The following is a 14,333-nucleotide window of genomic DNA, read 5'->3' on the forward strand; positions in this document are numbered from 1 at the left end:
GTCGGCAGGCAGCGGTCAGCAGCAAGATCAAGAATGCATCCCTGACGGTAGGAGATGACCCGATGCCTGAGCGAGGGAGCGCGGCGGGCTTCAGGGGTCTCAAGGTCTATCAGCGGGCATACCAACTGGCCATGGAGATCTTCCGAATCACCAAGAGGTTCCCGCCTGCGGAACGGTACTCGCTCACGGACCAGATTCGCCGAACGTCGCGAAGCGTGGCGGCCAACATCGCGGAAGGCTATCGCAAGCGCAGGTACGTGAACGTCTTCGTGCTCAAGCTGACCGACTCGGATGGCGAGGCTGCCGAGACGCAAGTGTGGCTGGACTTCTTGCGCGATTGTGGCTACATCAGCGCGGAGCAGCGCAATGAACTGGTGACCGGCTACGAAGAGGTGGGCCGAATGCTGGGCGGCATGATCGAACGCCCGGAGCGCTTCTGCCCCCCGTAACAGTGGTCCTTCTCTTACTGCCGACTGCCGGTCGCCTTCGCGAGTCGCTGCCAGGAGAACATCTGCGCCGCCCACTTGCGGAACCGGCCCCAGGCGGTCATTTCGTCGAGCGCCTCGAGTGCCGGCGCATAGCCCGGGCGGCGGGCCAGGGCCTGGCGGTAGGCGTCGCGCGCGGCGGCAAGGTGGCCCAGGGCGCGATGGCAGTCGCCCGTGAGCTTCCACACGAAGGGGTTGGCCGGCACGGCCTGGGCGGCGAGCGCGAGCCGCTCGAGCGCGCGCCCGTGGCGGCCCCATCGCATGAGGCAAAGGGCCGCGCGAAAGTCGGCCCGCCAGTGGCTCGGGTCGGCCTGGCGAGCCTTCTCGAAGCACGCCTCGGCGCTCTCGATCGTGCCCCAGACGCTGGTGGCCAGCACCACCTCGGCGCGCGCGAGCCAGGTGAACAGGCCGGCGCCCTGGTGCTTCACGGCGATGTCGGAGTGGTGGTAGGCCGCCTCGAAGTGGCCCTGATGTGCCAGCACGAGGGCCTTGGCGGCGTAGAAGAGCGGCACCTTGCCGTACGAGGCCAGGGCCTCGGTCGCCACGGCGTCGGCGCGGGGCAGGTCGCCGGCGCGCAGGCAGGCGTCCGCCTCGGCCGCCCAGGCCTCGAAGAGCGAGGGGTCGTGGCGCCGCGCCGCGCGGAAGTCGCGGGCCGCCGCCTCGAACTCGCCCTCGTAGAACCGCCGCTCGCCCGAGCGCATCAGCCCGTCGGCAGGATGCGGGCTCGGGATCTCCTCGGTTGCCGTATCCTCTCTCGCGGGATCGGGTGGGAACTCAAGCCACGATGACATGATCTGGTCGCGCCTGCCTACAGCCGATGGGTCTCCAGCTCCCTGCCCTCCGCGCTGCCGACTGGTAGCTGCCGACTTCAGCCTTTCTCCGTCTTCCCCGCCACGCCCGCCCACACGCCCGCGATCGGGGTGCCGCAGCCCGGGCACTTGCCGTCCTTGAGCTCTACCGCGCCGATGCTGTAGCGCACGCGGCGGATGAGATAGCGGTCGCACTTGGGGCAGCGGGTGCTCTCGCCAGGATGGCCGCCGGGACGCGAGACGTTGCCGACGTAGACGTAGCGCAGGCCCTCCTTGCGGCTGACCTCCCAGAGGCGCTCAACGGTCTCGGGCGGGGTGCGCTCGAGGTCGCGCAGCTTGTAGGTGGGGAAGAAGGCGCTGTAGTGCAGCGGCACGTCGGGGCCCAGCTCGCCGCAGATCCATTTCGCCATCTCGCGCACTTCCTTCGGGTCATCGTTGTGCGTGGGGATGACGAGGTAGACGATCTCGAACCACATCTTCTTCTTCGCCAGGAGCTTGAGCGTGTCGAGCACGGGCTGGAGCTTGCCGTGGACGAGCTTCTTGTAGAACCTTTCGGTGTAGGCCTTGAGGTCAATCTTCACGGCGCTCAGCACGTCGCAGAGCTTCTCCATCGGCTCGGGCGTGATGTAGCCGTTGGAGATCATCACGCTCTCGATGCCCTTGGCGCGGGCCGCCTTGGCCGTATCGAACATGTACTCGTAGTAGACGACCGGCTCGGTGTAGGTGAAGGCGATGGTGCGGGCGCGCAGCGGGCCGTCGGTGAAGTAGCTGCGGCGCGGCAGCGCGGCGTCGGCCACGAGCGCGTCGGGCGGGAGGTTGAGGTTGCGCGTCTGCTCGGGCCGCACCTGCGAGATCTCCCAGTTCTGGCAGAACAGACACTCGACGTTGCAGCCGGCCGTGGCGATCGAGTAGGCCCAGGTGCCGGGCAGGAAGTGAAAGAGCGGCTTCTTCTCGATGGGGTCCACGTTGCGGGCGCAGGGGTTGCCGTAGACGAGCGTGTGGTAGACGCCGCCGCGGTTCTCGCGGACGCCGCAGTAGCCGCGCTCCTGGTCGCCCACTTCGCAGAGGTTGGGGCACAGGGTGCAGCGGACGCGCCCCTCGGGCAGCTTCTCGTAGAAGCGGGCCTCGGGCGCCTGCCAGATGCCGCCGAGCGTGGCGAGCCCAGGCTCGTCTTGGCCCGAGGCCGGGCGCAGCAGCGCAGTGGCGCCGGCCCCAGCGGCCAGCGCGCAGCCGCCCAGGGCGCAGTGCCGCACGAACTCGCGGCGGGACAGATTGCGGACCGGTGATTGCGGGTTGCGGATTGCGGGCATTTCGGTCCCTTCTCACGCGTCACACGTCACGCGTCAGACGGCCGCCCTCACTAGCTCGATGCGGTTCGGATCATTCGTCCCCAGCTTGGCCTCGGCGGCGAGGGCGATGTGCTTGGGCTCGCGCTTGGAGCCGAGGAGGGTTTCGAGGTTGTTGGCCTTGCGGAGTTCTTCGATCTTCTGCCAGGCCACCTGGTCGAGGGCCACGGGGTCGCGGCTGGCATAGAGGGTGCCCAGGCGCTCGATCCACTTGGGCGGCGGCGTGGGGCCGCCGTGGTAGCAGCCGAAGGTGGCGTCGCAGAGGTGCAGCACGGTCTTGCGGCGGATGTCGTCGTGGCGATTCACGTCGGCGATGGCCTGGTGGAGGTTGGCGAAGTGGTACTTGTTGGGGTTGTGGATGGCGCCGAAGAAGCTCTTGAGGCAGACGGTCACGCCGGCCAGGTCGTGGTCCTTGAGGACGGGGACGTTGATGATGACGGAGCAGGTGTCGGTGACGAGCTTGGAGAAGAACGAGCCGATCTCGCCGACCTCGATGAGGGGCGGGGCGAAGCCGAGCACGCGGTCGTCGTTGCCCACGAGGCGGAAGTCGTCGCCGCCTTCCGCGGGGTAGCCGGCGCGCGTGAGGTCGCTGAGCTTGCGGTCCCACACGAGGATGCGCTGCGGGCGCACCTCGGCGGCCTGGAGGCCGCGGGCGATGGCGCGGACGATTTCGATGCGGGTAGAGAGGCGCTCGCCGGCGAGGCAACTGGCCTTGATGCCCACCGTGTCGTTAGGCTTCACGAAGTGCCGCCAGGCGGCCGCGGCGCTCTTCTCGCCCGTGAGCGAGCACACCGCGGCGTCCACCAGGTCCTGCGCCGCGTCCTGCTTGAGCGCATTGCCATCGCCGAATACCTTGCTGCTCGTGGCGGCGACGACGCGGCTCTTGTCATCCGCCGCGAGGCCCCAGGCGGGCAGTGCGGCGCCGACGGCGAGGCTGGTCTTGAGAAAGGCGCGGCGGCCTAGAGTGGGGAGTGGGGAGTGCGGAGTGCGGAATTCAGGCATCTCTTGGGCTTCTCACGCGGGACACGGCACGCATCACGTCTTGCGGATCTCCTCGTCGGTGAGGAAGCAGGCGGGGTCGTCGGCCCAGGGGTCGCCGTGGACGACTTCGGCGCGGATGCGGCAGCCGCCGCAGAGGCCGTTGTACTGGCAGCAACGGCACCGGGGACCTTTGAGGTGCTGCGTCTTGCGCCGCAGCATGGCGAGGAGTTCGTTCTTCTCGTCGGTCCAGATGGCGGAGAAGGGCCGCTCGCGGACGTTGCCGAGGGTGACGTGGCTCCAGAACTGGCAGGGGTGCACGTTGCCGCTGGCGTCCACGTTGGCCATCTTGGTGCCGGCGGAGCAGCCGCCGTGGCGGGCGAGGAGTTCGCGCACCTCGGGCAGGCGCGCGGGGGCCTCGGCGGCGAGGCGCTGCTCGATCAGGATGCCGTCGGCGTGGTTATCGGTGGTGAGCACCTCGGTTTCGATGCCGCGGCGGTGCCAGTCCTTCGTGCGGTCGAGCAGGTGCTCGATCACGCGGCGGGTCTGGGCGGGGTCGAGGTCGTCGGCGACCATTTCGCGGCCGCGGCCGGCGTAAACCAGGTGGTAGAGGCAGAAGCGCGGCACGCCGCGCTGTTCGACGAGGTCGAGCACGGCGTCGAGGTCGGCCACGTTGCGGCGGTTGAGGGTGAAGCGGATGCCGGCTTTCACGCCCGCGGCGAGGCAGTTCTGGATGCCGGTCAGCGCGGCCTCGAGCGCGCCCTTCTTGCGCCGCAGCTCGTCGTGGGTAGCCGCCGTGCCATCAATGGATACGCCGACGTAGGAGAAGCCGACGTCGGCGATCTGGCGCGCCACTTCGGGCGTCACGAGGGTGCCGTTGGACGAGAGCACGGCTCGCAGGCCCTGCGCGATGGCGAAGCGGCCGAGTTCGAACACGTCGGGCCGCTGGAGCGGCTCGCCGCCGGAGAACAGCAGCACCGGGCAGCGCATCGCCGCGATGTCGGTGATGAAGGCCCGGGCCTCCTCGGTCGTCAGCTCGTCGCGGGCCGCGCGGTCGCTGGCATCAAGGTAGCAGTGGGCGCAGGCCAGGTTGCAGCGCCGCGTGGTGTTCCAGACGACGAGCGGGCGGTTCTCGGTGGTGAACTGGAGCAGGTGCGCCTTCTGCCCGGCGTCGTGGCGCATCAGGTCGGCGATGGTGGCGGTGCCGCACAACAGCTTGGTACAACCGATCACGTGGTTCTCCGGCGTGGTAACCCGTCGGCCCTCATCATGCATTATAGCCGTGGGCGCGCGGGGGATCAAGGCGCAAGCCCGCCTGAAACGGGCAGTTAGGGCGAATCGGGCCGCGGCCGGTTGACAATCAGCCCGCGTGTGGTATGATTCTGATGGACGGCCGAGCCAAGCACTCCGTGCCCGGCCGCGGACACCACGCTTCGAGTGGGAGCGCAGCCACCGAGTGGTGCTCCAGGCGAGGGAGTGCGTAGCCGCGGCTAACCCCGCGGCGTGCAGGGGTGATCCCGGGATTAGCCTCCCAGGGAGCCCGGAAGAAAGGAGGAGCCGCCATGGCTGCCGGATTTCTGAAGCGTGTGCGCCGCATTACCATGGGCAAGATCCATGCCTTCCTGGATGCGGTGGAGAACCCCGAAGAGATCTTCCCGCAGCTCGTGCAGGAGTTGCGCAACGAGTGCCGGAAGGCCGTGGACGCCGAGGCCATCGCGGTCGCGGCGCTCAAGCGGCGACAGCAGGAGTATGACGACCTCCAGGCCGAGATAGCCAAGTGGGAGCAGCGCGCCGAGCTGGCCGTGCGCGACGGCGACGACGCGCTGGCCCGCACGGCCATCGAGGGCCAGATGGCGGGCGAGAAGCGCGTGCCCGACCTCCAGCGGGCGCTCGAGCAGGCCCGCGTGGCCGCCAGCCGCGCGCGCGAGGCGCGACAGGACCTCCACGACAAGCTGCACACCCTCGAGCGCCGGCGCGACGAGATCCTCGCCCGCGCCCGCGCCGCCAAGAGCCAGGCCGAGGTCCAGAAGGTCCTCGCCGGCATCGAGGCGGGCTCGGGGGCCAGCATCCTGGATGCCGTGGCTCGCATGGAGGACAAGGTCATCGAGGCCGAGGCCCGCGCCGGCGCCTACGCGGAGGTCGCCCTCGACCTCAGCGGCGGCGACGCCGAGGCCCGCTTCCGCGAGCTCGAACGCCGGCGGGCCGTCGAGAACCGCCTGCTCGAGCTCAAGCAACGCATCGCCGGCCGGCTGCCGGCGGGCGAGCCCGACGCGGAGACCCGCGAGTCCTGAAGTCCCATCGGCGGAAGACGCCGGCTGCGCTCCCACGCCTTCTGTCTCGGGGGACTCAGGACGGAGGTGCCCGGTATGCCCGAGATACTCCACTGGTGGAACCTGGTCTTCGTTCTGGCCGTGTTCTTCGCCTTCGTGTACGCGGCGCTCAACGCCTTCGGCCTCGGCGGCCACGGCGGCATCCTGTCGGGCGCCGACCTGGAGGCGGACCACGACGTGGACCTCGGCGCCGCGGCCGGAGGGGCGAGCCTCGACGCCGAGCACCTGCCCGATCTGCACGTGGACCACGGCGTCCACGTGGAGAGCGCCCCGAGCCTGTTCGAGCAGGCATTGTCGTTCTTCGGCATCGGCAAGGTGCCGCTTTCGGTGATCCTGATGACGTTCCTGATCACCTTCGGCGTGGTGGGCTGGGCGGCCAACCAGCTCCTCGAGCCGGCGCTCGCCGCGCCGATCGCGTTCTTCCCCATCTCGCTGGCGGCGGCCATCGCCTGCGGCCTGGGCAGCACGAAGGCCCTCGCCGCCACCGTGGGCCGCTACCTGCGGCCCATCGAGTCGGCGGCGCTCTGGCGCGGCGAGCTCGCGGGCCGCATCGCCACGGCCAGCCTCACGATCACGGCCCAGTTCGGCACGGCGCTGGTCCGCGACGAGTACGGCACCCTGCACAAGGTGCTCTGCCGCGCGCGCGAGGATGCCCCGCCCATCGCGAAGGGCAGCACCGTGCTCCTCGTGCGCTACGTGCCCGTGAAGGAGCCCGGCCGCCGGCCCGGCGGCTACTACGTCGTGGAGCCCTACCATGTCCCGGCCCCCTAGCTCCGCCCCCGGGCCGCCGGGCGGCCTGTCGCGTCGGCCGGCCCAGCGCCCGCCGCTGCCCGCCGCGGGCCAGGTCCAGAGGCCGGTGCCGGCGCAGCAGGTGTTTGTCCAGGACCGGCCCGACTCCCAGGCCCCCATCCCGTCCGGCCCCCACCGTCGCAAGGAAGGAGGAAGCATGGCCGCCTTCATCGGCATCCTGATCGGCGCGGGCCTCGTCGCCGCCGGCTTCGCCGTCGAGAGGCTCGAGATCATGACCCGCATCATCCTGGTGAGCGCCGGCGCCGTCGTCGTCCTGCTCACCGGCATCCTCGTCGCCATCACCAAGCTCTACCGCAAGACGACGGCCAACGAGGCCTTCGTCCGCACCGGCATGGGCAAGGCCAAGGTCGTGCTCGACGGCGGCGCGCTCGTCATCCCCATCGTCCATCGCGTCGTGCCCGTGTCGCTCGAGACCATGCGGCTCGACGTCTCGCGCCGCGGCGAGGACGCCCTGATCACCGGCGACAACCTGCGCGTGGACATCGCGGCCGAGTTCTACATCAAGGTGCAACCCGAGGCCGACGACATCCTCAACGCCGCCCGCTCGCTCGGCGAGAAGTCCGTCTCCGAGGAGGGCATCCGCGAGCTGGTGATGGAGAAGCTCATCTCGTCGCTGCGCACCGTCGCCGCCACCAAGCCCCTCATCGAACTCCACATGAAGCGCGACGAGTTCGCCTCCGCCGTCCAGAGCATCGTCACCCAGGACCTCCAGGAGAACGGCCTCACGCTGGAAACCGTGACCATCTCGAGCCTCGACCAGACGCCGCTGGACTTCCTCAAGGACGACAACGTCTTCGACGCGCAAGGCAAGCGGCGCATCACCGAGGTGACCCAGGATCAGCTCGTCAAGCGCAACGAGATCCAGCGCAACGCCGAGCGCGACATCCGCAAGAAGGACGTGGACACGCGGAAACAGATTCTCGAGCTCGACAAGGACCGCGAGCTGGCCGAGGCCACCCAGGGCCGCGACGTGGCCAACGCCCACGCCGAGCGCCAGCGCGAGACCCGCGAGTTCGCCATCCAGCAGGAACGCGAGGTCGAGCTGGCCCGCGTGCAGAAGGAGCTGACGGTCCAGAACGCCGAGATCGAGCGCGACCGGAACCTCTCGGTGGCGCAGGCCAAGCGCGAGGAGGCCGAGCGGCTGGCCCAGATCGAGCGCGACAAGGCCCAGCAGGAGGCCGACGTGGCGCGGGCCAAAGCCGTCGAGGTGGCCAAGCGCCTGGCCGAAGTGGCCGTGGCCGAGCAGGAGACCAAGCGCGCTCAGGCCCAGGCCCAGACCCGCGCCGCCGAGGCCAAGCGCGAGGAGGAAACCCAGCGCATCGAGACCATCAAGGTCACCACCGAGGCCGACCGGCGCGCCCAGCAGAAGATGATCACCGAGCGGCAGCAGGTGGACATCGGCCGCTACCAGGAGCAGGTGGACGCCGACGTGAAGGCCTACACGGCCGTGAAGCTGGCCGAGGGCGAGCTCACGGCAGCCGACAAGCGCAAGCAGGCCATGCTCATCCTCGCCGAGGGCGAATCCGAGGCCGCCAAGAAGATCGCCGAGGGCGAGCGCGCCAAGGAAATGGTCCCCGTCCAGGTGGACCGCGAGAAGGTCAACGTCGAGGCCGCCCGCGTCGAAGTCCGCCGCCAGGACCTCGAGAACCAGGAGCGCTACAGCCGCGCCGCCCTCGAGTTCGAGCTCAAGAAGCAGCAGATCATCGCCAACAAAGAAGTCCAGATCCAGATGGCCAATGCCGTGGGCACCATGCTCGCCAGCGCCAAGATGCAGCTCTTCGGCGACCCGAGCACCCTGGCCACCATGTACGGCCAATTCCTCAAGAGCGTCGGCTGGGGCCTCACCGTCCAGGGCCTCGTCGAGTCCACCCCCGAAAACGTCCGCGAAGCCGCCATGAACCTCGTCCAGGGCACCGGCACCGCCCTCCGCGACGCCGTGGGCCGCCTCGCGGGCAAGAAGGTGGACGTAGATCCCAAGGTTCTCGAGGAGGCCCTCGTCGAGGCCCTCGCGACGGCGAAGGCCAAGACAGCCGCGCCCCCGCCGCCCGCCGAGGCGCAGTGACCGAGCTGCGGGTGGAGCCTCCGCGCCCCGCGAGTCGGCCCCAACTGTGGGCGGGACCCCCTGTGCCCCGCGATTCGCGGGGCAGAGACGTCCCGCCCACAACGCCCACCGGGGTCGCCCTCGCCGTCTCACGCGGATTCTCGGATAGACTCCCAGGGCGGCCGCGCCGTGCACATGCCGATGTGGTGGAGCCCCTACAGGCCGGCATGTTCGCCGCAAGAGCTTCTGATCAGGCGCGCAGGGTGCGCGCGATGCGCGCGCGGGGCCTCATCTCGCCCCGCCTCAGCGGAAGTAGGCGCGGTACTTCTCCAGGGCGGCGCAGATGGCCTCGACGTTTTCGAGGGGCACGTCGGGACCGATCTCGGCGGTGATCCACAGCCCGCCCTCGGGCGTGCCCAGGCGCGAGACGCACTCGCGAATGTGCGCGTCCAGCTCCGCCGGACCCACGAAGGGCATCATCTGCCGGTCGAGGTCGAGGTTCACGCAGATGTTCCCCTTGCAGGTGAGCACCAGGTTGTCGAGGCCGTTGGCGCGGAACTGCGGGTTGATCACGTCCACCCCGCACTCCTTGAGGTCGGGGATGATCTCCCAGCAGTGGCCGTCGGTGTGCATGTAGACCCACCAGCCGACTTCCTTGCAGCGGCGGTAGAGCTTCATGAAGCAGGGCTTGAGGTACTTGCGCCACTTGTAGGGGCCCATGGGCAGCGCGTGCTGCATCCCGAGGTCGTCGCCGAAGTAGACGAACTTCTCGCCCGGCCCCATCTGCTCGATCTTGTATTCCAGCTCGCGCACGTTGTAGTCGAGCACGATGTCAATGAGCATTTGGAGCTCGGGCGGCTCCTCGGCGAAGTCGAGCATCAGCTCCTCGAAGCCTCGGAGGTAGAACAGGCGCATGTACATGAAGCCGTGCGGCATGCCGTCGTGGACCTCGGGGGCCTTGAGCCTGTGCACGTCGGCCCGCGTGGGCACATTGTGCACGGCGGGGTAGGCGTCCATCCCCTCGCACACGTTCTCCCACACATAGCCCCAGGGGTCCACGTGGCGGCCCTGGACGTAGAGTCCGCCCACCTTGTCGTAATCGCGCTCGCCGACCTTCACCTCGCCGAAGATGGCGGGGTGGCGGGCGAGGATGCGGTCGAGCTTCTCGCGGTGGCGCTTCCACGCCGCGGGCAGAATGCCCACGCCGACCGGGATGTACTCGGGGTGCTGGAACTTCATGGCTTTGACACGGTCGTCTTGCGCACTCATGGGTTTGCCCTTCTAGGAAGCGGTGTTGGGCGGCAGGTGTCAGGTGTTGGGGGTAAGAGGACGCCAACGGAGCTTCTTCCTCCGTACCCCGACACCTAACACCCAACACCTAACACCTGTCTTGCTGCGGCCTTGACCTTGGCGATGGTCGCCGCCACGTCCTTCGCCTTCCGGTCGGGGTGGTTGCCAATCATCACGGTGCGGTTGAGAATGTCGAGCGAGCGGGCGCACATGTCCTTCGTGTACTTCTTGCGGCAGCCGCGGTTCTGGGGCAGCGTGAAGGGGTTGAGGGCGGGATGGTGCGCGCCCTGGTGGCTGAAGATCTGGTCCCACTCGGTGTAGACGTGGCGCCCGGTCTTGCCGCAGATGGTGCCGCCGACGAGCTCGCGGAACTTCTCGGCCTGCTCGAGGGTGGGCAGGGTCCACATCACGTGGGTGCCGCACTCCCAGTCGAGGCTGTGGGCGCGGATGGGCTGGAGGCCCGTCTGCGCCGTGGCGGCGAGGATGCGCTTCTTCTGCCGACGGAGCGTGCGGATCATGGCGGGCAGGCGGTCGAGCTGGGCGTTCATCATCGCGCCCTCGAGCTCCGAGGCGCGCGAGCCGTTGGAGAGGAAAGGCACCACGCCCTCTTTGCGCCCGGTCCAGTAGAAGTTGCAGCAGTCAATCATGCAGCGGGCGCGCTCCGAGGCGTTGGGGTCGCTGGTCGCCACGGCGCCGCCTTCGCCGCAGGTCATGTTCTTGTAGTAGTTGAAGCTGAAGGCGGCGGCCTGGCCGAACGAGCCGAGCATGCGGCCCCGGTAGGCCCCGCCCACGCCCTGGCAGCAGTCCTCGACGACCAGCAGCTCGTGCTTGCGGGCGACCGCCCGGATCGCGTCCATATCGCAGCACAGGCCCCACATGTGGACGGGGATGACGGCGCGGGTGCGCGGCCCGACGGCCTCGTCAATCGCATCGGGCGAGATCGTGATCGAGTCGTCAATGTCCACGATCACGGGGATGGCGCCGACGGCGACGACGGAGACCGCGGTGGCCATGTAGGTGCAGGCGGGCACGAGCACCTCGTCGCCGGGCCCGAGGCCGAGCGCGCCCAGGGCGGCGGTGAGGGCCGTGGTGCCGCTGGAGGTCATCCAGACGTGCTGGACGCCGAGGAACCTGGCGTAGCGCTGCTCGAAGCGCGCGCACTCGCCGCCGATGTTGTAGCGGAACACCTTGCCGCTGAGGAGCACCTTCGCGATCGCGTCCACTTCCTTCTGGCCGACTCGCAGCATGGCTTCGTCCTCCAGGGGTTGCGCGTGCAGGTTTGCACGCCTTACCTGTGTTTCTCGACATGCGCGCCGATCGCAGCGACGGTGTCAATCCACACCCCGTTCGCCGGGTCTTTGCAGTAGCGGCACAGGGCGTCAACCGCCGAGGCGAGAGTGACCTGGAACCCGCTGTCGCCGATCTCGTGGCCGCACAGGATCAGCCAGCCGCCGTCGGCCACGGCGCGGTCCACCATCGCCCGCAGTTGCTCGAAGCTCTTGCCGTCGGAGCCCAGGCTGGCGGCCTGCGCGAGATCGCAGAAGGCGGGGTCGTTGTGAATCTCGTTGCCCGCGCTGCGCCCCACGAGGAAATGCTGGGCGACGAGCGGCACGTAGCTCGCCGTATCGCGCCCGCGGCCCACATAGGCCTGCCCGCACGGGTAGGCGAACGTGACGGGCGTGACGCCCAGCGTCTCGGCGACGAATCGGTTGGCGTCGAGCAGCTCGCGCTCCATCCGCTCGAGCGAGTAGTCCTCGAGCGCCTTCTGGCGCGACCAGGCGAAGTTGCCGCTGCACGGGTGGTGGACCGTGTGGTTGCCGATCTCGTGGCCGGCGGCGACCGCGCGCTTCCAGCCGTCCAGGCGCGCCGTCACGCCGCCGGGCGAGACGTAGAAGGTGGCCCGCACGCCGTGCGCGTCGAAGAGGGCCATGCCGCGGTCAACCTGGCTCAGCCGCGCGTCGTCGAAGCTCAGGCTCACCGCCGCGCGACGGCCCTTGGGCCATGTGAAGCGGTCTGATCCCATAGTCCTCTCCTGTCGCCCGAGCCCTGCGGGCGCACACTCGTGTGGCGGAACGAATGTGGAACACCGAACACCGAATGTCGAATGTCGAATGGAAGCCCAGGAGAGCCAGGCGCGCCCACCCTTCCACTTCGTCATTCGGCATTCCGCGCTCTGCCAGCGGCCCCGTGCCGCCACGGGGCCTTCGTGTTCGCATCACTGTACGCGCCGCGCCGCTTCCGTGCAAGAGGCCCTGGGCTTGATCGCGCCGCGGCCTCATGATAGGCTGCTCGGCGCGAGTGGCGTTGGCCCGACACCTCTGTGGCGAGGAGAGTGGCGATGATCGAACTGAGCATGCACACCGACAACTGGCGCTGCCTCAGCGGCTCGTTCAAGCAGGCCTGCGAGGCCGCCAAGAAGTTCGGCCTCAAACACATCGAGTTCGGCGTGGTGGACGGGCAGGACTTCATCGAGGGCCTGGGCTACAGCCCCGCCGTGTCGCTCGACACCAACCCGATCAAGCTGCGCCGCTACCTCGACTCGATGGGCCTCCGGCCCTCGCAGATTGACGCCGCCTATCCCATCACCGGACCGCTCGGCTCCACGTTCGCCGTCCGCTACGCCCAGCGCGCCATCGAGTTCGCCCACCTGATCGGCTGCCCGCGGGTGGACACCACGGACGGCCAGTTCAAGCCCGCCGGCTACACCGACGACGAGGTGCTGGCCATCACGAAGGAAAACTACCGCCAGATTCTCGAGTGGGCCGAGGACTTCCAGGTCATCGTGAATATCGAAACCCACGGCCCCTACACCACCAACCCCGACATCCTCGACCGCATGCTCAACTTCTTCGACACGCCGTACCTGCGGTTCAACCTCGACACCGGCAACACCTTCATCTCGGGCGGCAACCCGGTGGACTTCCTGCGGCGCTTCCTGCCGAAGCTGAGCTACATGCACATCAAGGACGTGAGCCCGGCGCTCGCCGCGGCCGCGCGGGGCGAGGAGACCGGCATCGCGATGAGCGAATCGCCCATCGGCAAGGGCGTGAACGCGAAGAACATCCGCGAGTGCATCAAGCTTCTCAAGAAGGCCAAGTGGAGCGGCGTGCTCTCGATCGAGTGCAGCGGCACCGACGCCAACCTCAAGGCCAGCATCGCCTGGCTGAGGAAGCAGCTTCAGGCCTGAGCGAGGCCGCCCGGCCGCTGGCCCGCGCAGGAAAGCCCCCGAGCGTCGGTGCGCCTGCGATCCTGCCGGAAAGGGAAAGCCCCATGCGTCAGTTGACGGGAAGCACCGTGGCCGTGCTGATGGCTGTGGCCGCGCTGGCCGCCGCCGCGCAGGTCGAGCTGAAGCGCGACGACGCGCAACACCAGCTCGCCATCCTGGCCGACGGCAAGGCCGCGCTCGTCTACCACTTCGAGCCCGAGAGCTTCCTGCCCTACTTCCATCCGGTCAACAGCCCCTCGGGCAAGGAACTGACGATCAAGCAAACGGACCCGTATCCCCACCACCGCAGCTTCTGGTTCGCCGACACCGTGCTGCTCGAGGGCGAGAAGGCGCCGGCCAGCTTCTACAATGCCTTCTACAGCTTCAAGGACGGCAAGGGCCCCTGCATCCGCCACGCGAGGTTCGCCGCCGAGAAGGCCGAGGGCGACTCCGCGGCGCTCGGCATGGAGCTGCTCTGGGAGCTTGCCCCCGACAAGCCCGTGCTCAAGGAGGCCCGCGACGCCCGCTTCCTCGCGCTCGGCAACGGCGAGTGGTTCCTCGACATTCGCTTCACCGTCACGGCCGAGTGGGGCGACGTGCATTTCCGCAGCGACGCCGCCCACTACGCCTGGCCCTACATCCGCATCCACCCGCAGTTCTCCGTCGAGAGGGGCGGCACGCTGCTCAACTCCGAGGGCGGCCTCAAACAGGCCGGCACCCACGGCAAGCCCGCCAAGTGGTGCGACTACACGAACACGCTCGACGGCAAGACCGAGGGCCTGGCCTTCTTCTCCCACGCCGAAAACGAGCACCCGCACACCTGGCTCACGCGCGACTACGGCACCTTCGGCCCGCGCCGCGCCGACCCGAAGAATGGCAAGCCGTTCACGCTGAAGAAAGGCGAATCGCTGGCCATGCGCGTCGGCGTCCTCGTCCACAACGGCGACGCGAAGGAGGCGAAGATCGCCGAGCGCTACAACGAGTACGTCACGGGCAGACTCTCGCTTCTCCCCCCACTGGGCAAGTGACGAGGAGGCCG

Annotated in this window: 13 protein-coding genes; 6 read left to right on the forward strand and 7 right to left on the reverse strand. The window is 68.8% G+C overall.

Going from position 1 to position 14,333, the window contains the following annotated elements; translation table 11 throughout:
- Nucleotides 1–62 precede the first annotated feature (62 nt).
- The gene (locus PLE19_08510) at nucleotides 63–449 is read left to right on the forward strand and encodes a four helix bundle protein (protein HPD14978.1); all 387 of its coding nucleotides are present in this window, start codon (nucleotides 63–65) and stop codon (nucleotides 447–449) included.
- Nucleotides 450–463: 14 nt separating this feature from the next.
- Here the strand turns inward: PLE19_08510 and PLE19_08515 are convergent, their stop codons facing one another.
- The 4 genes from PLE19_08515 to PLE19_08530 form a co-directional block, all read right to left on the reverse strand.
- A complete protein-coding gene (locus tag PLE19_08515) occupies nucleotides 464–1,276 on the reverse strand; it encodes a tetratricopeptide repeat protein (GenBank protein HPD14979.1) in 813 nt (270 codons plus the stop codon).
- Nucleotides 1,277–1,353: 77 nt separating this feature from the next.
- Nucleotides 1,354–2,604: an AmmeMemoRadiSam system radical SAM enzyme gene (gene amrS / locus PLE19_08520; GenBank protein HPD14980.1), complete on the reverse strand. Its 1,251-nt coding sequence runs from the start codon at nucleotides 2,602–2,604 to the stop codon at nucleotides 1,354–1,356.
- A gap of 33 nt (nucleotides 2,605–2,637) precedes the next feature.
- The gene (locus PLE19_08525) at nucleotides 2,638–3,642 is read right to left on the reverse strand and encodes a DUF362 domain-containing protein (GenBank protein HPD14981.1); all 1,005 of its coding nucleotides are present in this window, start codon (nucleotides 3,640–3,642) and stop codon (nucleotides 2,638–2,640) included.
- Between the two features lie 33 nt (nucleotides 3,643–3,675).
- Nucleotides 3,676–4,851, reverse strand: coding sequence for a radical SAM protein (locus PLE19_08530; protein ID HPD14982.1), 1,176 nt, complete (start codon nucleotides 4,849–4,851; stop codon nucleotides 3,676–3,678).
- Between the two features lie 329 nt (nucleotides 4,852–5,180).
- Here PLE19_08530 and PLE19_08535 point away from each other — a divergent pair, with 329 nt between their 5' ends.
- The 3 genes from PLE19_08535 to PLE19_08545 all read left to right on the forward strand — a co-directional run bounded on the left by PLE19_08535 (nucleotide 5,181) and on the right by PLE19_08545 (nucleotide 8,820).
- Nucleotides 5,181–5,909, forward strand: coding sequence for a PspA/IM30 family protein (locus PLE19_08535; GenBank protein ID HPD14983.1), 729 nt, complete (start codon nucleotides 5,181–5,183; stop codon nucleotides 5,907–5,909).
- 75 nt (nucleotides 5,910–5,984) lie between these two features.
- Nucleotides 5,985–6,719 (forward strand): DUF1449 family protein, encoded by a 735-nt coding sequence (locus PLE19_08540; protein HPD14984.1) that lies wholly within the window; start codon nucleotides 5,985–5,987, stop codon nucleotides 6,717–6,719.
- A 175-nt stretch (nucleotides 6,720–6,894) separates the two neighbouring features.
- Nucleotides 6,895–8,820, forward strand: a complete 1,926-nt coding sequence (locus PLE19_08545; protein HPD14985.1) for an SPFH domain-containing protein — start codon at nucleotides 6,895–6,897, stop codon at nucleotides 8,818–8,820.
- Nucleotides 8,821–9,102: 282 nt separating this feature from the next.
- On the opposite strand, the gene PLE19_08550 is transcribed toward PLE19_08545, so the two are convergent.
- From PLE19_08550 to PLE19_08560, 3 genes are all read right to left on the reverse strand, one after another.
- Entirely contained in the window at nucleotides 9,103–10,068 is a 966-nt protein-coding gene (locus tag PLE19_08550; GenBank protein HPD14986.1) for a uroporphyrinogen decarboxylase family protein, read from the reverse strand.
- Between the two features lie 95 nt (nucleotides 10,069–10,163).
- A complete protein-coding gene (locus PLE19_08555; GenBank protein HPD14987.1) occupies nucleotides 10,164–11,336 on the reverse strand; it encodes a DegT/DnrJ/EryC1/StrS family aminotransferase in 1,173 nt (390 codons plus the stop codon).
- Between the two features lie 41 nt (nucleotides 11,337–11,377).
- On the reverse strand, nucleotides 11,378–12,112 hold the full coding sequence (locus PLE19_08560; protein HPD14988.1) for a polysaccharide deacetylase family protein: 735 nt from the start codon (nucleotides 12,110–12,112) through the stop codon (nucleotides 11,378–11,380).
- Nucleotides 12,113–12,427: 315 nt separating this feature from the next.
- Here PLE19_08560 and PLE19_08565 point away from each other — a divergent pair, with 315 nt between their 5' ends.
- Together PLE19_08565 and PLE19_08570 are read left to right on the forward strand one after the other, a co-directional pair.
- Nucleotides 12,428–13,276, forward strand: a complete 849-nt coding sequence (locus PLE19_08565) for a sugar phosphate isomerase/epimerase family protein (protein ID HPD14989.1) — start codon at nucleotides 12,428–12,430, stop codon at nucleotides 13,274–13,276.
- Between the two features lie 83 nt (nucleotides 13,277–13,359).
- Nucleotides 13,360–14,322 carry a PmoA family protein gene (locus tag PLE19_08570; protein ID HPD14990.1) on the forward strand — a complete coding sequence of 321 codons (963 nt, stop codon included), beginning with the start codon at nucleotides 13,360–13,362 and terminating at the stop codon, nucleotides 14,320–14,322.
- The last annotated feature ends 11 nt before the right edge of the window (nucleotides 14,323–14,333 follow it).

The organism is Planctomycetota bacterium, from assembly GCA_035384565.1.
In the GTDB taxonomy this organism is placed as follows: domain Bacteria; phylum Planctomycetota; class PUPC01; order DSUN01; family DSUN01; genus DAOOIT01.